The sequence below is a fragment of the Planctomycetia bacterium genome (assembly GCA_021413845.1).
Classification (GTDB): domain Bacteria; phylum Planctomycetota; class Planctomycetia; order Pirellulales; family PNKZ01; genus PNKZ01.
Genome location: JAIOPP010000148.1, coordinates 25858 through 48270 on the forward strand (window position 1 = coordinate 25858; position 22413 = coordinate 48270).

20 protein-coding genes are annotated in these 22413 nt (G+C 62.4%); 15 read left to right on the top strand and 5 right to left on the bottom strand.

What is annotated here, in order from left to right; translation table 11 throughout:
* Positions 1–80: 80 nt before the first annotated feature.
* Positions 81–770 (bottom strand): bacillithiol biosynthesis deacetylase BshB1, encoded by a 690-nt coding sequence (gene bshB1 / locus K8U03_24580; protein MCE9608075.1) that lies wholly within the window; start codon positions 768–770, stop codon positions 81–83.
* A gap of 239 nt (positions 771–1009) precedes the next feature.
* Here bshB1 and K8U03_24585 point away from each other — a divergent pair, with 239 nt between their 5' ends.
* From K8U03_24585 to K8U03_24620, 8 genes are all read left to right on the top strand, one after another.
* Entirely contained in the window at positions 1010–1168 is a 159-nt protein-coding gene (locus K8U03_24585; GenBank protein ID MCE9608076.1) for a hypothetical protein, read from the top strand.
* 968 nt (positions 1169–2136) lie between these two features.
* Positions 2137–4215, top strand: a complete 2079-nt coding sequence (locus K8U03_24590; GenBank protein MCE9608077.1) for a carboxypeptidase M32 — start codon at positions 2137–2139, stop codon at positions 4213–4215.
* A gap of 60 nt (positions 4216–4275) precedes the next feature.
* Positions 4276–5907, top strand: coding sequence for an amidase (locus K8U03_24595; protein ID MCE9608078.1), 1632 nt, complete (start codon positions 4276–4278; stop codon positions 5905–5907).
* Positions 5908–6173: 266 nt separating this feature from the next.
* Positions 6174–6410, top strand: coding sequence for a FeoA domain-containing protein (locus K8U03_24600; GenBank protein MCE9608079.1), 237 nt, complete (start codon positions 6174–6176; stop codon positions 6408–6410).
* Positions 6407–6634, top strand: a complete 228-nt coding sequence (locus K8U03_24605; GenBank protein MCE9608080.1) for a ferrous iron transport protein A — start codon at positions 6407–6409, stop codon at positions 6632–6634. The genes K8U03_24600 and K8U03_24605 overlap by 4 nt, the downstream gene beginning before the upstream one ends.
* A 7-nt stretch (positions 6635–6641) precedes the next feature.
* Complete coding sequence (feoB, locus tag K8U03_24610; protein ID MCE9608081.1) at positions 6642–8879, top strand: ferrous iron transport protein B; 2238 nt, start codon at positions 6642–6644, stop codon at positions 8877–8879.
* A 35-nt stretch (positions 8880–8914) separates the two neighbouring features.
* Positions 8915–9166 carry a FeoB-associated Cys-rich membrane protein gene (locus K8U03_24615; protein MCE9608082.1) on the top strand — a complete coding sequence of 84 codons (252 nt, stop codon included), beginning with the start codon at positions 8915–8917 and terminating at the stop codon, positions 9164–9166.
* 78 nt (positions 9167–9244) lie between these two features.
* Positions 9245–11521, top strand: a complete 2277-nt coding sequence (locus tag K8U03_24620) for a TonB-dependent receptor plug domain-containing protein (GenBank protein MCE9608083.1) — start codon at positions 9245–9247, stop codon at positions 11519–11521.
* Between the two features lie 15 nt (positions 11522–11536).
* Here the strand turns inward: K8U03_24620 and K8U03_24625 are convergent, their stop codons facing one another.
* Positions 11537–12556: a DUF1573 domain-containing protein gene (locus K8U03_24625; GenBank protein MCE9608084.1), complete on the bottom strand. Its 1020-nt coding sequence runs from the start codon at positions 12554–12556 to the stop codon at positions 11537–11539.
* A 482-nt stretch (positions 12557–13038) separates the two neighbouring features.
* Between K8U03_24625 and K8U03_24630 the strand changes: the two genes are divergently transcribed.
* From K8U03_24630 to K8U03_24660, 7 genes are all read left to right on the top strand, one after another.
* A complete protein-coding gene (locus K8U03_24630; GenBank protein ID MCE9608085.1) occupies positions 13039–14844 on the top strand; it encodes a hypothetical protein in 1806 nt (601 codons plus the stop codon).
* Between the two features lie 424 nt (positions 14845–15268).
* Positions 15269–16744 carry a signal recognition particle protein gene (ffh, locus tag K8U03_24635; GenBank protein ID MCE9608086.1) on the top strand — a complete coding sequence of 492 codons (1476 nt, stop codon included), beginning with the start codon at positions 15269–15271 and terminating at the stop codon, positions 16742–16744.
* Between the two features lie 108 nt (positions 16745–16852).
* Complete coding sequence (rpsP, locus tag K8U03_24640; GenBank protein ID MCE9608087.1) at positions 16853–17245, top strand: 30S ribosomal protein S16; 393 nt, start codon at positions 16853–16855, stop codon at positions 17243–17245.
* A gap of 59 nt (positions 17246–17304) precedes the next feature.
* On the top strand, positions 17305–18060 hold the full coding sequence (gene trmD, locus K8U03_24645) for a tRNA (guanosine(37)-N1)-methyltransferase TrmD (protein ID MCE9608088.1): 756 nt from the start codon (positions 17305–17307) through the stop codon (positions 18058–18060).
* Between the two features lie 90 nt (positions 18061–18150).
* On the top strand, positions 18151–18531 hold the full coding sequence (gene rplS / locus K8U03_24650; protein MCE9608089.1) for a 50S ribosomal protein L19: 381 nt from the start codon (positions 18151–18153) through the stop codon (positions 18529–18531).
* A 129-nt stretch (positions 18532–18660) separates the two neighbouring features.
* Positions 18661–19089 (top strand): YraN family protein, encoded by a 429-nt coding sequence (locus K8U03_24655; GenBank protein ID MCE9608090.1) that lies wholly within the window; start codon positions 18661–18663, stop codon positions 19087–19089.
* Between the two features lie 160 nt (positions 19090–19249).
* Positions 19250–20398 (top strand): GNAT family N-acetyltransferase, encoded by a 1149-nt coding sequence (locus tag K8U03_24660; protein MCE9608091.1) that lies wholly within the window; start codon positions 19250–19252, stop codon positions 20396–20398.
* Here the strand turns inward: K8U03_24660 and K8U03_24665 are convergent.
* The 3 genes from K8U03_24665 to argF form a co-directional block, all read right to left on the bottom strand.
* Positions 20369–20593, bottom strand: a complete 225-nt coding sequence (locus tag K8U03_24665; GenBank protein ID MCE9608092.1) for a hypothetical protein — start codon at positions 20591–20593, stop codon at positions 20369–20371. The two genes, K8U03_24660 and K8U03_24665, sit on opposite strands and share 30 nt — an antisense overlap.
* A gap of 50 nt (positions 20594–20643) precedes the next feature.
* On the bottom strand, positions 20644–21366 hold the full coding sequence (rph, locus tag K8U03_24670; protein MCE9608093.1) for a ribonuclease PH: 723 nt from the start codon (positions 21364–21366) through the stop codon (positions 20644–20646).
* Positions 21367–21481: 115 nt separating this feature from the next.
* Positions 21482–22399, bottom strand: coding sequence for an ornithine carbamoyltransferase (argF, locus tag K8U03_24675; protein ID MCE9608094.1), 918 nt, complete (start codon positions 22397–22399; stop codon positions 21482–21484).
* Positions 22400–22413: the final 14 nt, after the last annotated feature.

Here is a 22413-nt window from a genome sequence, read left to right on the forward strand (position 1 = left end):
TCTCCAACCATTCCGGTCGAAGCGTTTGCCGGCAGCGATAGAGTCGCAATAAGGTCGGTTCGACGACTCTCTGCCGGCGGCTAGATGACGTCGCGAAAGCTCGTCAGGCCGACCGTCTCGCGGCAAGTAAACGGCTCGCCGTATTTCACGTTGATCGACCAACCCCAATACGCGGCTTGGTCGCGCAAGCGGTCGATCATCGTCGGCGGCTCGGTCGAGCGACCGGTGATGAACTGGCTCTCGAAGCAACGAATCGCGGCGAGCTTTTGCTCCCAAAACTCCGAGATATCGACGACGAACGCCGGCTTCTCGACGACGCGCAGATGGACGCAGTTGTAATGGAAGATCCGCTCCGGATGATGCGGCGTACCGGGCAAATCGGTCTTCGAGAGCTTCGCCCAAAATCGGGCCGCTTCGATTAAGTCGAGCGCAGCAACATGATCCGGATGGGCATCGACCCAATACGGGGCGAAGAGCCAACGGGGCTTGAGTTCGCGGATCACGCCGGCAAGTTTTCCGCGCGCTTCCAGCGTGGCTTCGAGCTTCCGATTCGGCAGCCCGAGGTTGCCGCGCCAATCGACCCCTAAGATCGCGGTCGCGGCCGCCGTTTCGCGTGCTCGGATTTCCGGGCTGCCGTGAGGGGTCGGTTCGCCGTCGGTCAGGTCGAGAATGCCGATGCTCCGGCCTTCGGCTTTGAACTTCAAAATGGTGCCGGCCATGCCGAGTTCGGCGTCGTCCGGATGAGGGGCGATGACGAGAGCGTCGAGCACGAGAAGTCTCCCTAATTGGCAGGCAAACGAACAGCGGACTCTAACATCATTGCCGGCGACCGACCATTCATCAACTGCCCTAGACGCGTTGCGCGGTTTTTGCGAGATTCCCGCCGCCGATTCTTCGGCAGACCCTCGAGCACCGACCCACACCCGAAGTTTCCGTGTCTAACGCGAACCCACGACACCTTCGACGACGATGCTTCCTCCCGGCGGCGGCGATCTTATCGCTCTGCGCCATGGGTGGTTGTTCGAGCTTCAACAAACTGCGCGGCGACGGCTTCAACGATTCCTTCGAGCAATCGGCGGGCTACAAACGCCCGGACGAGAAATCGTCGAAACCTTACGGCTTTTCGACCAAGGCGCAAGAGATCGAGCGCGACTTCGGCGTTCGCTAATACGCTTCCATAGCGCCTCCCCTAAGCGAGAACCTTGCGATTCCGCGAGGGTTCATGTTCCGCAGCGCTTTTCGAGCGGCCGGCGGTCGGCCTATTCGCTGCCGACGCCACAACCGGCATAAGTCGGCGTAAGAGCGTCGATTCCCGCCGCATTTAGGTCGAAAAAGTCGGGTCGACTCTTTCACCCATCAAGAGCGGTAGTTACAAATAATTAGTCTGGGAAGCAGTTGCCGCCTCGGCAATTTCGGCTGGTCATTTCTTAATACTTATTTTGTCTCGCGAGCGCCCGCATGCCCGACTTCGACTTCTTAAAGCAGGCCGCCGAACCTAAGTCTTCCAAGCCTGAAGAAGCCTCCGGCAAGCAGCCGATCGCCGCCGCAGAGCAAGAGCCTGCGTTCGACTTCGGGAACCTCGACACGAGCGCGCAAGCAGCGAAGTCGTCGGCGCCCGCGACCACGGAAGTCGTCGAAAGCAACGGCGCCACGCAAGACTTCACGCTCGCTTTCGGCTCCGAAGAAGCCGGCGCCGGCGATCCGGAACTGATCACCGGCAACGGCCCGACCTCGGAACCTCCGGCCGATGCGGAAATGCCGTTTGATTTTGCCGCCGACGCGAAAGCGGAAACGCCCGCCGACGATCCCTTGGCCGACGCGCTCACCGAGATGGGTGCGGAAGCGGCTCCGGCTGCGATGTTCGATGCGCTGCCGGATATGTCGACCGACACCACCGGCGCACTGAGCGACGACGTACCCGATGCTCCTTCGCCGACCGACGCCGAAAGCGTGCCGTGGAGCACGGCCGAAACTTCGGCTTCCGACGCGCCTGCGAAGAACGGCCTCGAAAGCGAAGAGTGGAACACGCTCGATGAAAACAATAATGCCGACGAACCGAAGTCGGACGACGAGATCGACATCTCTCCTCCCCCCGGCACCGATCCTCAACTCATCGCGGCGATGCTCGGCGGAGCGATGGGCGTGTCGCTCTTAAGCCCTGCGACTCCGACCGCAACCGAGCCGCCGCCGGTTCCCGAGATCGAAGAAGAGCCGCTCCCTGCAGCGCCCGACACGACCGATGCCGCCTTCCCCGCTTATGAAGAGCTCACGCGCCACGTTCGGCAAACGTCCCTCCTTGGCTCGATCGAAGCGGTGCTCGGCTGGGACGAACGCTGCATGATGCCCGCGGCCGGTACCGACCAACGGGCCGAACAAATCACGCTCCTCTCCGGCATTATTCACGAGCGGCTCACCGATCCGCGCGTCGGCGACTGGCTCGAGCAACTGAAAGACAGCCCTTTAGGGGCCGATCCGTATAGCGAAGCCGGCGCGACGCTCCGTCAGATCCGTCGCCAATATGAAAAGCGGACGAAGCTGCCGAAGACGCTCGTCGAAGAACTCGCGCACACCGCGGTCGTGGGCCAGCATACTTGGCAAGAGGCACGTAAGAACGACGACTTCGCTTCGTTTGCGCCCCTCTTGGAAAAGATGGTGCATCTGAAGCGCCAACAAGCCGAAGCGCTCGGCTATGCCGAAGTTCCATACGACGCGCTGCTCGACGAGTTCGAGCAAGGCGAGCTGACCTCACGGTTGACGAAGATCCTCGGCGCGCTGCGCGACGAATTGGTGCCGCTCGTGGCCCAGGTGCGCGAGAGCGGTCGGGCTCCCGATATCGGCCTGCTCGAACGGAGCTATCCCGTCGATCTCCAACGCTCGTTCGGCCGGAGCGCCGCGCAGAAAGTCGGCTTCGATTTCCATCGCGGCCGGCTCGACGTTACCGCGCACCCGTTCTGCACGGGCCTCGGCCCGAACGATTGCCGCATCACGACCCGCTACGACGAAAACTTCTTCAACGGCGGCTTCTTCGGTATTCTGCATGAAGCCGGCCACGGAATCTACGACCAAGGCCTGCGCGCCGATCAATACGGCCTCCCGCTCGGCGAAGCGGTTTCGATGGGCATCCATGAGTCGCAGTCTCGCATGTGGGAGATCATGGTCGGCCGGGGCTTGCCGTTCTGGAAATACCTTTACGGCTCCGCGCGACAAACCTTCAAGACCGCCTTGGCCGGCGTGCCGCTCGGTCGCTTCTACGGCGCGATCAACGACGTTCGCCCTTCACTCATTCGAGTCGAGGCCGATGAGTTCACGTACAACTTGCACATCTTGATTCGCTTCGAGCTCGAGCAAGCGCTCATCTCCGGCGATCTTCAAGTCGTCGACTTGCCGAGCGCTTGGAACGAAAAATATCGCGACTATCTCGGCATCCAAGTCCCGTCGAACGCTGACGGCGTGCTGCAAGACATCCATTGGAGCGCAGGGCTGTTCGGCTACTTCCCGACCTACTCGCTCGGCAATCTCTACGCGGCGCAATTCTACGAACAAGCCGACAAAGACCTCGGCGGACTCGACGCGCAGTTCGAGCGCGGCGACTTCCAACATCTCGGCAAGTGGCTCAAGACGAAGATCCACACGCACGGCCAGCGTTATACGGCCGCCGAGCTCGCCGAGCGCATCACCGGCAAGCCGCTCTCGCATGAGCCGCTGCTGAAGCACTTGCGCTCCAAGTACGACTTGCTCTACAATCCCGCTTCCCCCTCGATCGACGAATGGGACGTTCCGGACGGCGGCCTGCTGACTTCGACCGACGACGAGCCCGCCGGCGGGGTCGCGATGGACGACGTCGGCGATGTCGGCGGCTACGGTCTCGCCCGCGATTCCGGCTTCGACGGCATGAGCGTCGGCCCCGGCACCGCTTCGCTTTCCGGTGCGTCGGTCGGCGCGGGAAGCATGGGTGGAAGTTATTCCACGACTATGCCGCGGCGGAAGAAAGCCTCGATGCTCGGCACAGTCATGGTGCTCGGCGGCATCGTAGTCGGCGGCGTGCTAGGAATCGCGCTCGGCTTGTGGATTCTGCTTTACTTGAAAGGCCCGCAAGGAGACATTCTCAAGGTTCGCGACAAGCTTCCGGAGTGGATCGTGCCGGAATGGAAAGAGCCGAGCGGCGCCTCGAATCCGATGTTCGATCGCTCCCGATCGGAAGCTCCCAAGGCATAAGGGTTCTCGCTCCGTTGCCGCATTCGGTTTCGTAACATCGCTTCCGATCGTCACAAGCTCATGCTGCTCGACGACTCTCCCCCTTCACCGTCGCGACGCACCGAAACATCGGATCTGACGACGCTTTCCGCGGTCGAGCTGGTCCGCGCGCAACGCGCCGGCCGGCTCTCGGCCGAGCAAATTCTCGACGCGTATCTAAGCCGTATTCAAGAGTTCAACGGCAGCCGCAACGCGATCATCTGCCCGCTCTACGACGAGGCACGCGAAACGGCGCGCCGGCTCGATGCCGACCGCGCGCAAGGAATTTCGCTCGGCCCTTTGGCCGGCGTGCCGATCACGATCAAAGAGTCGTTCGAGATCCTCGGCACCGCTTCGACCATCGGCATGGCGCGGCGCAAGAATCGCCTCGCGACTTCCGAAGGCCCGGTCGTGCGGCAGCTGCGCGAAGCCGGCGCCGTGATCGTCGGCAAGACGAACGTGCCGCAAATGATGCTGAGCAACGACACCGACAACCGCGTGTACGGTCGCACGCCGCATCCTTTTCGCGAAGACCGCGGGCCGGGCGGCAGCAGCGGCGGCGAAGCTTCGGCCGTCGCGTCGCGATTCTCCGCGCTCGGTCTCGGCAGCGACCTGCTCGGCAGCATCCGTCAGCCGGCGCATGCGTGCGGCGTACATGGCTTCAAGCCGACGATGCCGCGCTACTCGATGATGGGAGGCGTGAATGCGCTCGGCGGTCTGGAAGCGATCATGGTTCAGCCGGGCCCGCTCGGCCGCCACGTCGGCGACCTGATCGCCTTTTTGGAAGTGTTGTCGAACGTCGATCCCGCCACGCACCACGACGTTCACCATCACGGGGGCGACCCGTTCGCCGTTCCCGCCGTTTGGCGCGATCCGCGGCAAGTCGAGATCCGGGGCTTGCGCGTCGGCGTGTGGGACGATGATCCGGTGTTCACTCCATCGCCCGGCATTCGGCGCGTCGTGCGCGAAGCGGCCGAGGCCTTGGCGCGCCTAGGCGCCGAAATCGTGCCGTTCGTTCCCGCCGAAACCGAAAACGTCTTACGGCTTTGCCTCGCGCTCATCTCCGCCAGCGGCAACCGCAACGTGCGGCGCTTGCTCGACGGCGAGCGGCCGATTCCCAACGTGGCCCGCACGCTCCGTGTCTGGGGAATGCCGGGCTGGCAACGCAAAATGGTGTCGGGCTACTACGATGCCATCGGCGAGACTTGGCGCGCGAAGCTCGTGCGCTGGTGCCGCGCCGGGAGCGCTTCCGACTATTGGGATCTCGTGCAAGAGCGCAAGGAATACGTGCGCCGCGCGACCTTGGATCTGAACCAACGGAAGATCGACGTCGTACTCGCCCCTCCCAACGGCTTGCCGGCCCTGCTCCACGACACTACTTCCGAGGCCATTCCGGCCGGCGTTTTCGCTTACTTCCCAAACCTGCTGGGGCTCCCCTCCGGCACCGTGGCGGCCTCGCGCATTCGTGCGGGGGAAGAATCGACGCGAACCGACGCGAGGGAGTCGCTCGGTGCGACCGCGCGGCGGATCGAACTCGGCAGCGCAGGTCTTCCGATCGGCGTGCAAGTGGCCGCGAGACTCTGGCGCGACGACGTCTGCCTCGCCGTAATGGAAGCCCTCGAACGGCACTTCGCCGCACAGCCCGACTATCCGCTCGCCGTGAACAGTCGATAGCTTCGCGCGCGTGAGCGGCAGGGCGTTGCCCTCGCGTCCCTCGGATGTTAGGCTCGATAGCTGCAAAAATGCCCCCGTTCGGAACCTTCCCGTGTGGCCGAATTCGGTCGCTGCCCCGACGAGCTCCGTCGCGGCGAAACCCCGTTGGTTTGATTTCGAGTCGGTTTTTGCAACGTCTGCGAGACAGGGTCTCAAGAAGTCCCGTGTCTCCGGGTGTTCCGGTTCCGAGCAAAACGTACGTCGTAGCCCCTTATCGTTAGCGCGCCATGCACGATCTCATTCCGTTGTCGCAAGTCGCCGTCGGCCGGCGCGGAGAGATCGGGGCCGTGCTCGGGTTGCCCGACTCCGTCCATCGCTTGGAAGAGCTCGGCATTCGAGTCGGCGCGACGGTCGAAATGATTCAAACCGGCGCTCCCTGCATCATCAAGCTCGCCGAGCAACGGCTTTGCTTCCGGAGCGACGAGCTGTTCTCGGTTTTGGTGCGCACCGAGGAAGCGAAATGAGCCCTCTCTCGGAGTTGAAAATCGGCCAGAGCGCGCGAGTCGCGGCGGTCGCCGGGGTCGACGAGATCAGCATCCGTCTGCTCGAAATGGGGCTCACGCCGGGGGTCGAGATCAAGCTGCTCGGCGCTGCGCCGCTCGGCGATCCTTTGGAATTCGAACTCCGCGGCTATCGCTTGAGCATTCGCAAGAGCGAAGCGCTGCGAGTCTCCGTCCATCTTGTTTGAGTAAGCCATGCCGTCGATCGCTCCTACGAAAACCATCACGATCGCGCTCGTCGGCAATCCGAATACCGGTAAGTCGACTCTCTTCACGGCGCTCGCAGGGGTGCGGCAACACGTCGGCAACTATCCAGGCGTAACGGTCGAGAAGAAGATCGGCCGCATGACGCACGAGGGAACGTCGTTCACGCTGGTCGACTTGCCCGGCACGTACAGCCTCGCCCCGCGCTCGCCCGATGAAATGGTCGCGGTCGATCTTCTGCTCGGTCGCCAAGCCGAGAGCGCGCGACCGGACGCCGTCTTATGCGTGGTCGACGCCGGCAACATCGAGCGCAATCTGTATCTCGTCAGCCAAGCGCTCGAGCTCGGCCTGCCGACGGTCGTCGCCCTGAACATGATCGACGTCGCGCGCGAGCGCGGCACGACGATCGACGTGCCGCTCCTCTCGCGTCGGCTCGGCGTGCCGGTCGTCGAGTTGCAAGCCAACCGGGCGATCGGCATCGACCGGCTGAAGGGGACGCTGCTGGCGGCGAGCGCGGCCGCGCCGCCGACCGTCGAAAGTCCGTTTTCGGCGGAGTTCCGCGACGAAGTCCGCAAGCTCGAAAGCTTCCGCGGCCCCCACTCGCAGCTCGACGCCTTGCCGCGGTATCTCCTCGAACGGCTTTTGCTCGACACCTCGGGCTACCTCTCCGACACCATCGCACGGGAAGATTCCGCCGGCTTGAAGCAGGCGCTCGTCGAAGCCCGCGAGCGATTGGCGAAGGTCGGCCAACCGGTGCCGGCCGTGGAAGCGATGGCCCGCTACGGTTGGGTCGGCAAGCTATTGGAAGGGGTCGTGAAGCGCGACCCGGTTCGCCGCACGACGTTGTCGGATCGGATCGATCGTGTGCTGACCGATCGCGTTTTCGGCACCGCGTTCTTTGCGCTAATGATGGTCGTCGTGTTTCAGGCGGTCTTCACGTGGGCCGGCCCGTTGATGGGGCTGATCGAGTCTTGCGTGGGCCTCGTTGCTGACTTCGTCAAGCAGCGCATGGCCGAAGGAGCGCTACGGAGCTTGCTCGTCGACGGCATCATCGGCGGCGTCGGCGGCGTGATTATCTTTCTACCGCAGATCTTGATCCTCTTCTTATTCATCGGCATTTTGGAAGACTGCGGCTACATGGCCCGGGCCGCGTACCTGATGGATAAGCTGATGGTGCGCGTCGGCCTCAGCGGCAAGTCGTTTATTCCGTTGCTCTCGTCGTTCGCTTGTGCGATTCCCGGCGTCATGGCAACGCGCGTCATCGAGAACCGCCGCGACCGACTCACCACGATGCTGATCGCCCCGCTCATGAGTTGCAGCGCGCGCATCCCGGTCTATACGTTGCTGATCGCCGCGTTCATCCCGGCCCGAAGCTGGCTCGGCGGCTGGCTCGGGCAGCAAGGGCTTGTGATGTTCGCCATGTACTTGGTCGGCATCGTCGCGGCCGTGGCCGTGGCGTGGCTGCTCAAGCGGACGATGCTGCGCGGCCCGACTCCGCCGTTCGTCATGGAATTACCAAGCTATAAGATGCCTGCGCCGCTGACCGTCGTCTATCGGATGCTCGACCGGGGTTGGGCCTTCCTCAGCAACGCCGGAACGATCATCCTCGCGGTGTCGATCGTCGTGTGGGCCGCGCTCTACTACCCACACGATGCGGCCACGATCGAAGCCCCCTTTCAGGCGCAGAAGCAAGCAATCGAAAGCCGGATCGACTCGCAGCCCCAGGGCTCCGAGGAGCGCAAGGCGGCCGAAGAGGAATTGGCGGCACTCGAAAACCATATTCACGGCGCGTACCAACGCCAAAGCTATCTCGGTCGGGCCGGGCACACGATCGAGCCGCTCGTCCGTCCGCTCGGTTGGGACTGGCGCATCGGCTGCGCGGCGATCGCCTCGTTCCCGGCGCGCGAAGTGGTCGTCGCCACGCTCGGCATCATCTACGATCTCGGCGGCGACATCGACGTCGACGATCAAGAACAAAGCGGACGATTGCAGACGGCCCTCGCCGAGGCCACCTGGGACGGCACCGATCGCAAAGTGTTCAATCTCGCGACGGCCCTTTCGATCATGGTCTTCTTCGCCCTCTGCGCCCAATGCGCGGCGACGCTCGCGATCATCAAGCGCGAGACCAACTCCTGGCGCTGGCCGATTTTCACGTTCACCTACATGACCGGTTTGGCATACATAGCTGCGCTGATCACTTATCAAGTCACGATCCGACTCATCGCGTAGAATCATCGTCAGGGAATCTACGGAAATCACGACCGATGAACTTCGATCTGCAAGCTGTCGCGGCCCCGGCCATTGTATTCGTGGCCGTCGCCTATCTCGCGCGCGCGCTGTTTCGCAAATGGTTCGGCTCTTCGAAACCGGGGGCTAAAGCCGGCTGCGGGTCGTGTGGTTCTTGCCCCAGCGCCGATTCGGCCGGCCGCAGGGAGCCCGAGGTGGTCAACCTCGTATCGCTCTCGCTGGCACCGGGAGCCTCGACATCGAACCCGGCGACGATCTCGAAAAAGTAAGACTGTCGTAACCGTTACAACCGATACGAATAAAGGCTCGCCCTATTTCGGGGGTAAGCGTCGTCTCGGAGTTGCGAAATGCACGTCGGTTTGCGCCTCATCGCGATTTTAATCGCCTGCGGCGCGACGATGCGCGTAGCGGAGCAGTCATTGCCGGCAGCCGAGCCGCTTTCGCTGGAGCCACCCTCACTCGAACCGTTGCCGCTGGTGCCGCTGCCGGGTTCGACCGATGCGCGGTTCGCTTCGGCAGCGCAGCCGTTTGCCGAACAGCAACCGCCGGCCGCACCACCGATCTTCCGGCTCCCTGAAACCGAGGTCGTCGCCGAACCGCCGGATGCGTTCGCGGTGCCGCGCGTCGCCCAGGCCCCGACTCTGCAACAGCGGATCGATGCGATCGGCCGGGCGCAATCGTTGCTCGGCGAGATGGGGAGCGCGTCGGAAGGAATGGTCGGACAAGCGCAGCTGCAATATCGTCCGCTGCTCCGGCCGGGTGAAGTGTTCGAGACGATCCCGGGCGTGATCGTCACGCAGCACAGCGGCTCGGGCAAAGCGAACCAATGGTTCTTGCGCGGCTTCAATCTCGACCACGGCACCGACTTCTCGATCAAGGTCGACAACGTGCCGATCAACTTGCCGACGCATGCCCACGGCCAGGGCTATCTCGACGTCAACTTCTTGATCCCCGAGTTGATCTACTCGATGGAATATAAGAAGGGACCCTACTATGCCGAGCAGGGAGACTTCAGCTCCGCCGGCGGTGCCGAAGTGCGGATCATGGATCGGCTGCCGCAGAACATCGCCAAGGCGGGGATCGGTTCGTTCGGCTACTACCGCACGCTCTTCGCCGGCTCGTCCGACGCCGGTGCCGGCCACGCGCTCTATGCGTTCGAGTATCAGCACTACGACGGCCCGTGGGTCGTGCCGGAGCGATTCGGCAAATACAACGGGCTCTACAAATACACGCTCGGCGACGAAGACTTCGGCGCCAGCATCTCGACGCAAAACTATTACTCCCAGTGGACCTCGACCGACCAGATTCCGCTGCGCGCGGTTCGGTCGGGCCAACTTTCGCTCTTTGGAACGCTCAACCCGACCGACGGCGGAGTCACGTATCGCTCGATCAACAACGCGCAACTTTGGCACCGCTGGAGCGACACGTCGATCACGAAGGTCAACGCCTATGCGCAATACTACCAACTCGATCTCTACAACGACTTCACGTTCTATCTCGACGATCCGGTGAACGGCGACCAATTCGCGCAGCGCGATCGCCGGGCCATCTACGGCACGATGCTTTCCCATCAATGGGAGCGCGACGTGCTCGGCGCGCGCACGTCGACGACGATCGGCGCGCAGCTCCGCGACGACGACATTCCCCGCGTGGCACTCGATAAGACGGCGAACCGCGAGGTGCTTTCGACGACCCGCGACGACAAGGTGAACCAAGCCTCGCTCGGGCTCTACGCCAGCCGCACCCGTTGGTGGTTCGAGGACGTGCGTACGATCGTCGGGACGCGCGGCGACTTCTACAACTTCGATGTGAACAGCCGCACGATCGCAGAGAATTCCGGCTTCGTCGCCGCCGGCGTTTGGAGCCCGAAGGCTTCGATCGTCTTCGGGCCGTGGGACAAGAGCGAGTATTTCGTGAACTGGGGCCGTGGCTTCCACTCGAACGATGCCCGCGGCACGACGACGCGCATCGATCCGGCTTCGCTGACCGCGGTCGATCCGGTAACGCCGCTGGTGCGCTCGCAGGGCTATGAAGTCGGCTTCCGCAGCTCGAAGATCACGAACCTCAACACTTCGCTCGCCGTCTGGTATCTCGATCTCGGCAGCGAGTTGCTCTTCGTCGGCGATGCGGGGACGACGGAGCCGAGCCGCGCGAGCCGGCGCTACGGCGTCGAATGGGCGAATTACTATACGATCAACCCTTGGCTCCGCTACGACTTCGACATCGCCGACACCCACTCGCGCTTCGTCGGCGACGACCCGAGCGCCGCGGGCAACTACATTCCCGGCGCGATCGGGCTGACGCTCAACACGGGCCCGACCTTCACTGCGCAAAACGGGCTGTTCACTTCGCTCCGGCTCCGGCACTTCGGCCCCAGGCCGCTCACGGAAGACAACGGCGTACGCTCGAATAGCACGTCGCTGGTCGATCTCCGCGTCGGTCTACAGAAGAAGCGCTTTCAGTGCGGGATCGACGTCTTCAACTTGCTCGCCACGACGAACCACGACATCGACTACTACTACGCCTCACGCCTGCCGGGCGAACCGGCAGGCGGCGTGAACGACATCCACTTCCATCCCGTCGAGAAGACGGGCGTACGTGGCTGGGTGAACTTAGCGTGGTAAGATCCGACGCGCCCGCTACTTCGTCGGCGCCGCTTGGGCCGTCGTCGAGGGGCCGTTGATCTGAGCATAGGCCGCGATCTCGCCGACGACGTCGGAGCCGAGATCCGTCGAGATCTGGATCCGATAGTTCACGTTGCCCGGCTCGGAGCCGGCCGTGAAGACGATCGGCACGAGATGCACTTTCTTGGCGACGTCGCCGGTCTTGAACTCGAAGTTCTTATCCGAAGCGACGACTTCCGTGATCTTAAACGGCTGCTTCCCTTGCACGACGATTTGCTTCGTGACCTTTTGGCCCGGTTGCAACACGCCGAGAAACAGCGAGCTCGGACTCACGGTCAGCGAGGTTTCCAGCCGGCCTTCGACGCCGATCGGAAGTTCCGGAGCCGCGGCGTCCGAAGTTTGCAGCACGATCTGCTCGTTGAGATAGCCGCTCGGAGCGCCGGGCTTGAGCTGCACTTTGAGTTGATAGCGAACTTGACCGTTGGCGCGGCTGACCTCGACCGCTTCGGCTTCGAGAAACGAGCGGCCGCTCTTCACGCCGAGCACGCGCCAATCACTCCGGCCGGCATAGCTGAGCTCGAGCGTCCGCTCGGCCGATTGTCCGACGTCGAGCGTGTTGAAATCGACGAACGGCGGGTTCAGGATAATGTCTTGGCGAATGTAGCCGGCGACGTTCAATTGCACTTCGGCATAGAACGGCTTGTCGATGATCACGGTCAGCGTCGCGCTCCGCTGGCCGACGAATTGATCGGTGTTGAAGTGCGCGATGATCGCCGCTTCGCCGTAGGTCTTCACCGTCTCTTGCGAGACGCGCGGAGTCGTGCAACCGCAGCTCGTACGGACCGACGCGACATGCACGTCTTCCACGTACGGGTTCTTGAACTTGAAGTAGTGCTCGACCTTCGCGCTGCGCGCGACTTTCCCGAAGTCGTAACGTGTCTCGTCGAACATCTTCGTCGCCCAGTCTTCCGCACGGACAGGCGACTCGAAGCCCAGCCAACAACAGAACGCGAGCAGCGCAATGGGACGAAACACGGAAACCTCCACTAACTATCAAAAGGACAAAACGACGCAACAACAGGCGAGTTCAAGCATCCTGCTCGTTTTGCCCCGGGTGCCGTCCACAGGGGAAGAAAGCGGTGCGTCGACGTTTCCGATTCTCCGGCAGCGATGCCGGCAAATCGAAAACCAATGGGCGACGGGCGCGCTTTCTTCTACTCTCATCGGTATGAGAATTCTCGAACTCAAGTTGCCGCCTCGATGGCCGTGCATCGGGCACGCCGGTAATTATCACAATTACGTTTAGAAACGACAAAGGGAAACCGACCCGGTTCATCGGCTCAGCTTCGTTAGTAAGCAAGGTCTTTGAGACCCCTACCCCTTAACGGATGGCTCAACGCTTTCGGCGCTCTGCGAAAGACAGGCAAGCTGACTGCGTGAAATGTTTCACTGCTGCCATTTATCGGCTAACATAAGCGCCTACGCATCGCTTCGACCGGGCACGAAAGGACACTTACATGATTGGAATCGAACGGGCACTCAGCCACGGGCGTTTCTCGATAGCGACGGCCCTCTTGGTTGCCGTCGGGGGAATTTTCTGCGGCGGTTCAGTTGCCTCGGCCCAAGAGCCCGCCGGCGCAGGGGCGAAGAAGCCGGTCGCCACACCCAACCCGTTCGGCGATGTGAGCCAGGCTCGCAAGATCAATGCGTTTCAGACGACGCCCGGCGTCACGATCGATTGGATCAACACCGGCAAACCCCTCACGCCAGACCAGCTGCGCGGCAAGTTCGTGCTGCTCGACTTCTGGACTTACTGCTGTATCAACTGCATGCATATCTTGCCGGAGTTGAAGAAGCTTGAGCAAGCGTATCCCAACGAGCTCGTCGTCATCGGCGTTCACTCGGCGAAATTCGAAAACGAACGGGACTCGAAGAACATCACCGACGCGGTGCTGCGCTACGAGATCGAGCATCCGGTCGCCAACGACAACAAGATGGCGATCTGGAATGAGTTCGGCGTCAGCAGTTGGCCGTCGCTGGTCTTGATCGATCCCGATGGCAAGCTCGTCGCGCGCAGCAGCGGCGAGTTCACGTTCGAGCAGATCAACCCGATCATGTCGAAGGCGATCGCGCATTACACCGCGGCCGGCAAGATCGACCCGAAGCCGATTCTTTTCGAACGCGAAGCGAGCAAGGCCAAAGACACGCCGCTCCGCTTCCCGGGCAAAGTGCTGGCCGATGCCGCCGGCAAGCGCTTGTTCATTGCCGATAGCAACCACAATCGGATCGTCGTCACGTCGCTCGAAGGGAAATTGCTCGACGTGATCGGCTCCGGCGAAATCGGCTTTACCGAAGGAGATTTCGCGAAGTGCAGCTTCAACCATCCGCAAGGGATGGCGCTCGTCGGGCAGACGCTGTACGTTGCCGACACCGAGAACCACATGCTGCGCAAGGTCGATCTCGAAAAGAAGCTCGTCACGACGATCTCGGGCAATAGCGTGCAAGGGCGCAATCCGTTTCCCGGTTCCGACCCGAAGCATTTCACCGGCACGACCAAGCGCTTCGTCGGCAAGCCGAAGCTTACCGAACTGAACAGCCCTTGGGATCTGTGGGTGCATGGCAAAGACCTCTACATCGCGATGGCCGGCCCGCATCAGATCTGGAAGATGCCGCTCACCGAAACGGAGATCGGTCCGTTCGCCGGCAACGGACGAGAAGACATCGTCGACGGCCCGCACCTTCCCGATGTGCCGTATGCCGAAGGCGCATCGTCGTTCGCGCAGCCGAGCGGGTTGACGTCGGACGGGGTTTCCCTCTTCGTCGCCGATAGCGAAGGGAGCTCGATTCGCGGAGTTCCCTTCGACACCGAGAAGCCGGTGTACACGGTGATCGGCACATCGCAAATGCGCGACAGCCGGCTCTTCACGTTCGGCGATCGAGACGGCGATGTCGAAGTCGCGAAGCTGCAGCATCCGCTGGGAGTCGCTTATCACAACGGCGTGATCTACGTCGCCGACACGTACAACAATAAGATCAAAGCGGTCGACGCGAAGAACGGCTCTTCGAAGACCTTCGCCGGAAACGGCCAACCGGGCCTAGCCGACGCACCGGCGCAGTTCGACGAGCCGACCGGGATCTCGATCGCCGGCGATATCATTTACGTGGCTGATACGAACAACCACGCGATCCGCACGATCGACTTGAAAAACGGCAACAAGGTCGGAACCCTACAGATCGCCGAACTTACGCCGCCGCCGAAGCCGGCTGCCGTCCCTCCCAAACCGGCACCGAAGGCTCCGGCCTCCGCTTCGGGCGATAAGTAGGCCGGTAAGCGGGTCGGCATCCCGTTCGAGTAGAGAAACGCTTAGCGGCGCTCGATAAAAGAGCCAGCAGAAAGGGCCGGGGAGGCGCTTTGCCCTGCGGCCCCCCCGTTCGGCGATCGCGTTGCCGGCAACCCTCCGGTTTTCTCGCTCGGAAGGCTGCTTGCGGATTGCAAATTTCCGCCATGAAACACTAGAATAGCGGATTCTTCCCAGGCCGGCTCTCAAGCCAGTCTGGAGACAACGCTTGCGATCGTCGCGCTTCGGGCCGAGGGGCTGCTCCGTGGAGCATTCCGTTGGGTCGGCGGGATGCTATCGCCTGTCGGTATTGAGATACAACGTTCCGGCTTCCCTTGCATCCCGAATCTTCCCTTGCATCCCGAATCGGTTCCTGAGTTTCCCTTAGCCCTAAGTTTCGCTTCGCTTCATGTTCGACTCGCTCCAAAAAGGCCTGAATTCGGCTTTTAAGTCCTTGACCGGTAAGGCCAAGTTGACCGAGGGGAACATGCGCGACGGCCTTAAGCTCGTCGAACAGTCGCTGCTCGAAGCCGACGTCAACGTCACGGTCGTGCGCGACTTCATCGGCCGCGTGACGGAACAAGCCATCGGGGCGAAGGTCATCGAGTCGCTCCGCCCGACCGAGCAATTGGTCGGCATCGTGCATCAAGAGCTCATCAACTTGATGGGCCCGGTCGACCACTCTCTGCATCTGCGCGGCGACCTGACCATCTTGATGATGTGCGGCTTGCAAGGCTCCGGCAAGACGACTTCGTGCGGCAAGCTTGCCAAGATGCTCCTCGGGCGCGGCAAGAAGCCGATGCTCGTCGCCGCCGATCTTCAGCGCCCCGCCGCGATCGAGCAACTCAAGATTCTCGGCGCGCAGCTCGGCGTGCCGGTCTATAGCGAGCCCGGCCAACAAGACCCGGTGATCGTTTGCCAGAACGGCGTGAAGCAAGCGAAGCAGCTCGGCGCGCAAGTTCTGATTCTCGACACCGCCGGTCGGCTGCACATCGACGATGAGTTGATGGAGCAGCTCAAGCGGATCGATCGCCGCTGCGAGCCGGATCAGGTTTATCTCGTCGTCGACGGCATGACCGGCCAAGATGCCGTGAACAGCGCGAAAGCGTTTAACGAAGCGCTCGAGCTCGACGGCGTCATCATGACGAAGCTCGACGGCGACGCGCGCGGCGGTGCGGCGTTGTCCGTGAAAGCCGTGACCGGCGTGCCGCTCAAGTTCATGGGCACCGGCGAGCAACTCGACGCGCTCGAAGAGTTCCATCCCGATCGGATGGCCGGCCGCATTCTCGGCATGGGCGACATGCTGACGCTCATCGAAACGGCGCAGCAAAAAGTCGACCAAGACGAGATGGCGAAGCAAGAAGAACGCTTGCGCCAAGGGAAGTTCACGCTCGAAGACTTCCGCAAGATGCTCGAGCAAACGAAGAAGATGGGCTCGTTCAGCAAGTTGCTCGGCATGATTCCGGGCATGGGCCAAATCAAAGACATGATGGGCGATGCCGACGCCGAAGGAGATATGCGCCGCATCGGCGGCATCATCAACTCGATGACTCCCGACGAACGCCGCAACCCGACGAAGACGATCGACATGAGCCGTCGCCGCCGCATCGCGGCAGGTGCCGGAGTCGAGGCGTCGGAAGTCAGCGGCTTGATCAAGCAGTTCGACGGCATGGCGCAGCTCATGACGTCGATGGCGTCGATGGGCATGCGCGAGCGCATGAGCAAGATCAGCCAACTGCAACAAGGGGGCATGATGAACCCCGGCGCAGCCCTGGCGAAGGAAAAGGCAGGGACGGGCAAGCGCCTGACCGCCGAAGAACGTAAGAAGTTGCAGAAACAGCGTGAGAAAGAATTCCGCAAGCGCAAACGCGAATCGGAAAAATAAGCATCCGCACTCGGATGCCGATTCCCGTTTCGACACGCTTCGAAGACGAAACCAAGTGATGTGAACCGCTAGTTCGAAGGAGACGATTTCGTGGCAGTTAGGATTCGCATGAAAAAGATCGGACGCAAACACCGTCCTTTCTTCCGTATTTGTGCCGTCGATTCGCGCAGCCCGCGCGACGGTAAGGTCATCGAAGAGCTCGGCACCTACGATCCGAAAGTGCCGGACGTCGATGCCCGCGTGGTGATGAACCAAGAGCGTCTGACGTATTGGCTCGGCGTCGGCGCCAAGCCGAGCGAACACGTCGCCGTGTTCATCAAGAAGTACGGTCCGAAGGGGATTCGCCTCAAGGAACAGGAAGACGCTCGCGCTCGGCTAGCCATGCCGAAGATCGTCCCGCCGGCTCCCGAAGCGATCATCATCCCGAAGAAGGCCGAAGCTGCTCCGGCGGAAGAAGGTTCGGCGGATGCGCCGGCCGAAGCCTCGGAAGCCGCCGGTTAATTCCAACCGCTCGTAGCGATACGGGCGGGACGTTCGCCGGTGCCTAGCGAGTCGTCGTCATGCGTTTCGACATCCTGACTTTGTTCCCCGAGATCTTCTCGGGCTACGTCGGTCAGAGCTTGTTGAAGGCGGCGATCGACCGCGGCTTGGTGGATGTCAGAACGCACGACATACGAGTGTGGGCGGAAGGAAAACATAAGCATGTCGACGATCGGCCGTTCGGCGGCGGGCCCGGAATGGTGCTCATGCCGAAGCCGGTGGTCGACTGCGTCGAGGCGGTGCGGAGCGGCGATGCCGAACCGGGCCATCTCGTGATGCTTTCGCCGCAAGGTCGCAAGTTTACCCAACGAACGGCCGAAGAATTGGCGACGAAGAAGCGGGTCATCCTGCTTTGCGGTCGCTACGAAGGGTTCGACGAACGAATCAAGCTGGTCCTCAAGCCCGATGAAATCTCGGTCGGCGACTTCGTCCTCAACGGGGGCGAAGTCGCGGCGATGGTGATCATCGACGCTTGTATTCGCTTGATTCCGGAAGTGCTCGGAGACGAGAGAAGCAGCGCCGACGACTCGTTTTCCTCAGGCAACCGACTGCTGGAATTCGCACAATACACGAGACCGCGAGAGTTTCGCGGCCTCGCGGTGCCCGAGGTGCTGCTCAGCGGTAATCACGAGGCGATTGCTCGCTGGCGAAGAGAAGGAAGCCTCGAACGTACACGACAACGACGCGCCGACTTACTCGACGACCGCCCGCCAAGCGACGAACCGCTTCGCGACGCCGACGAGCATCAGGCCGACGATGAACTACGAAGGCCTTAATTAGTCCGCGCTCGAAACATACAATTTGTTCTAGATAGTTCCGCCGCCGACGAACCGCCGGCGAACTCCGCTTTGAAAGGAAAACGAATCATGTCGCAAAAAATTATCGCGCTGGTCGAAAAGAGCAGCCTCAAGGAAACGAAAGACATTCCGCAGTTCGAGGTCGGCGACACCGTCGACGTCCACACGCGCATTCTCGAAGGCGATAAGGAACGGATCCAAATCTTCAACGGTTTGGTCATCGCCACGGCCGGCCGCGGCCCAGGCGCCAACTTCACCGTTCGCCGCATCGTGCAAGGCGAAGGGGTCGAACGGAAGTTTCCTTTGCACTCGCCGAAGATCGCCAAGGTCGAAGTGAAGCGCTCCGGCATCACCCGCCGCGCCAAGCTCTACTACCTCCGCGATCGGGTCGGCAAGTCGACCCGCCTCCGCGAACGCTTCGTCGACATCACGGGCGGCGAGAAGAAGTAGTCTTCGGCCAAGCTAGTCTTAAGCGAAGCGGCGGGCGTGTCGTAAGGCACGTCCGTCGGATACCAAGCCGCGACGAAAGATCCCCGGCCTCGATTCGACGAGGTCGACGGATTCGGGAGGCGACTCTCCGTGTTCTGGCGATCTTGGTGGGAACGGCTTACGCGACTTTGGCGTCCGCGGCATACGCTTGGCCGCCGCGGCGAGGACGCCGCTGCGCAGTACTTGCGAGCGGCAGGCTGGAAGATCCTCGAACGGAGCCTCCGCTATCCGTGCGGCGAGTTGGATCTCGTCGCTCTCGACGGCGAGGCGATCGTGTTCGTCGAAGTGAAGACGCGCAGCTCGAAGCAGCGCGGCTTGCCGGCCGACGCGATTGACCGGAAGAAGCAGTCGCGCACGACGCTGGCCGCGCTCACCTATCTCAAAAGCCGGCAATTGCTCGATCGTCGCACGCGGTTCGACGTCGTCGCGATCCTCTGGTCGGCCGATACCGCGGAGCCGGAGATCAAGCACTATCGGGCCGCCTTCTCCGCCGCAGGCTCGCACGGCATGTTCTCTTAGCCGGGCCGGCTTCGGCTTCGGCAGAAGTTGCCTTAAGCGGCTCGCTATAAGCGGCATCATCGCTACGTTCGCGCGAGCGGCTCTCGGCGCATGAGCTAAGTTTGCCTGCGAGCGGATTTCCAAGCCGCTTCGCTTTCCGGTTTCAGGGGCAGGCTCAAGCATGTTGCGCGTCGAAGAATTCTCCGAGCTCAAGGCCATGCCGTCGCTGCGCGCCGTGTGGAACGAGTTGCTGAGCCGGACTCCGCGGGCGGACTTCTTTCGTTCCTACGATTGGCTCGAAACCTATCTGCGGCACTTCGGTGCAGGGCAACGCTTGCGGCTGCTCGTCGTTCGCGACGACACCACTCCTGCCGATGCCGGGCCGATCGGCATCGTGCCGCTGACCGTGCTCACCGAGCCCTCGAAGCTCGGCCCGTTGCGCATCCTGACTTATCCGGCCGCTTATTGGGGTTCGCATTACGGGCCGATCGGGCCGCAGCCGGAAAAATGCCTCGCCGCCGCGTTGGCGCACGTCGGCCGAACTCGGCGCGATTGGGATCTGCTCGATCTGCGCTTCGCACCCGACGCCGGCGACGACCCGGCCCGCACCTCGGCGACGATGGCCCGCTCGGGCTTTCGCGCGAGCCCGTCGCTCGTCGACCGAACTTCGTTCATCGATCTCCCGGACTCGTTCGACACCTACTTCGCCGGCCGCACGAAGAAATGGCAGGCGAACTATCGCCGGATGTTTCGCAACCTCGCGAAACTCGGCGACCTCCGTTGCGTGCGCTATCGTCCGCAAGGGGAAACGTTCGCCGACGACGGCCCGCGCTGGGATCTCTACGATACGTGCGAAGAGCTCGCTCGGCGCAGTTGGCAAGGAAGCTCGACCGACGGCACCACGCTCACGCACGCCCCGATTCGCCCGTACCTCCGCGAGATGCACGCCACGGCTTGTCGCGCCGGCGCGGCCGACCTCACGCTCCTTTACCTCGACGCCGCACCGCTCGCGTTTCTCTACGGCTACCATTACCGCGGCAGCATGTTCTGCCTCCGCACCGGCTTCGACGCGAGGCTCGCAGCCGACGGCGTCGGGTACGTCGTCTACATGCAGCTGATCGAAGATGCGATTCGCCGCGGCGATCGCCTCATCGACTTGGGCCCGGGCTCGCTCGAAGCGAAACGGCCGCTCCTCATGCGCACCGAACCGATCTACCGGCACCCGTATGCGAATCCGTTTTCGTTGCGCGGGCTCGCCTGGCGCGCGAAGAATGTGCTGCAGAGTCCCGGCGCGGCTACGTCAATTCATCAGCTTCACGAGCGCCGCTAAGCCGACCAGCGACAACACGATCGCCAAAATCAATTGCGGCAGCAGCGACGGAGCAGGCTTCGGCGGCGGCGTAAACGGACCCGGCTTACCGCAATGCGGACACTGCTTCGCTTCCGAGTTGACGTTGCCGCCGCATTCGCATTTAAGAATCATCTTTTCGCCGTCGTCGCTTGCTTCGTGAGGCGCGCCCCTCATCCGGCCTTCGGCCACCTTCTCCCGTCGGGAGAAGGATTTAGGCTTTGTCGTTAGAAGGGCCAGCTCTTTCCTAGGGCGTCTTTCTGCAACTGCGTCAGTTCTTTCATTCCCGTTCGGGCGAGCTTGAGCATTGCCGAAAGCTCCTGTTCGTCGAACACGGCGTGTTCGCCGGTTCCTTGTACTTCGACGAACTTTCCGGCACCGGTCATGACGACGTTCATGTCCACGTCGGCTTGCGAATCTTCGACGTAATCGAGATCGAGCACCGGCGCGCCGACGACGATGCCGACGCTCGCCGCCGCGACCGAATCCTTGAGCACGCGCCGCACCGTTTCGGCATCGGCGAAGCTACGCACGGCGTCGACCAGCGCGACGAACGCGCCGGTGATGCTTGCGGTGCGCGTGCCGCCGTCGGCTTCGAGCACGTCGCAATCGAGCGCGATGGTCCGTTCGCCGAGAGCCGTCATATCGACGACGGCCCGCAATGCGCGGCCGATCAAGCGCTGAATCTCGGTCGTACGCCCGTCGACCTTGCCGCCGCGCTCACGCTGCTTGCGCGGCGTCGTGCTGCCCGGCAGCATGTTATATTCGGCCGTGACCCAACCTTTCCCCTGCCCCTTCATCCACGGCGGCACCGATTGCTCGACGCTCGCCGTGCAGAGCACGGTCGTCCGGCCGGCCATAATGAGCACGCTGCCGGCCGCGGATCGGGTGTAGCGACGCTTGATTTTCAATTCACGCAATTGCGTGGGCTTCCGACCGTCGTGGCGCATGATGCTGTCGTCCTTCAGTAAATCAGCCGGAGGGCGTTAGCCCCCGGTTCGAGAGCGGGATCGATTGCGAGGCGTGCGTATTCGGAAACCGGACGCTAACGCGTTCCGGCTGATGTCAAGCTTGCGAGGCGAGCAACCAGGCCAAGACACCCTTTTGCACGTGCATCCGGTTGCCGGCCTGCTGCACGACGACGCTCGACTTCGCATCCATCACTTCATCGGTGACTTCTTCGCCCCGATTGGCGGGGAGACAGTGCATGAAGAGGGCGTCTATCGGCGCGAGCTTCATGAGCGCGCCGTTTACTTGATAGGCGGCGAACGCCGTCTTCCGCTGCTCCCGTTCGGCTTCTTGGCCCATGCTCGTCCAGACATCGGTATAAACCGCGGCGGCCCCTTTCACGGCGGCCTTGGGATCGTCGGTGAGCTGCAAGTCGAGCGTCGGGGTTTCGTCTTTCAACCGCTTCACGTCCGCTTCGGTGAACTGATACCCCTTCGGTGCCGCGCAAGCGAACGTGAGGCCGAGCTTGCCGCACCCTTCGGCCAAGCTGCTCGCCACGTTATTCGCATCGCCGACGTAAGCGACCTTGAGCCCCTTGAGCTTGCCGAAATGCTCGCGCACCGTATACAGATCGGCCAAGGCCTGGCACGGATGCGAGAGGTCGGTGAGGCCGTTGATGACGGGGCAACTGCTATGCGCCGCGAGATCGAGCACCTTCTGGTGCGTCTTCGCCCGGACGACGATCACATCGACGAACTCGCTGAGCACGCGGCCGAAATCGCCGATCGATTCGCGCGAGCCCCACCCGACCTCTTCGCCGAGAAACAAGCTGCCGCCGCCGAGGTGCGTCATGCCGGCTTCGAAACTGACGCGGGTCCGCAACGACGGCTTTTGAAACAGCAGCGCCATCACGCGGCCCGGCAGCAGCGGCTCGCGGATGCCGCGTTCGAACTTCGTTTTCAAGTCTTCCGTGATCGCGAAGATCCGCTCGATCTCGGCGCTCGTCAAATCATGCAGGGTGAAAAGATGTCGCATCTCAAAATTACCGA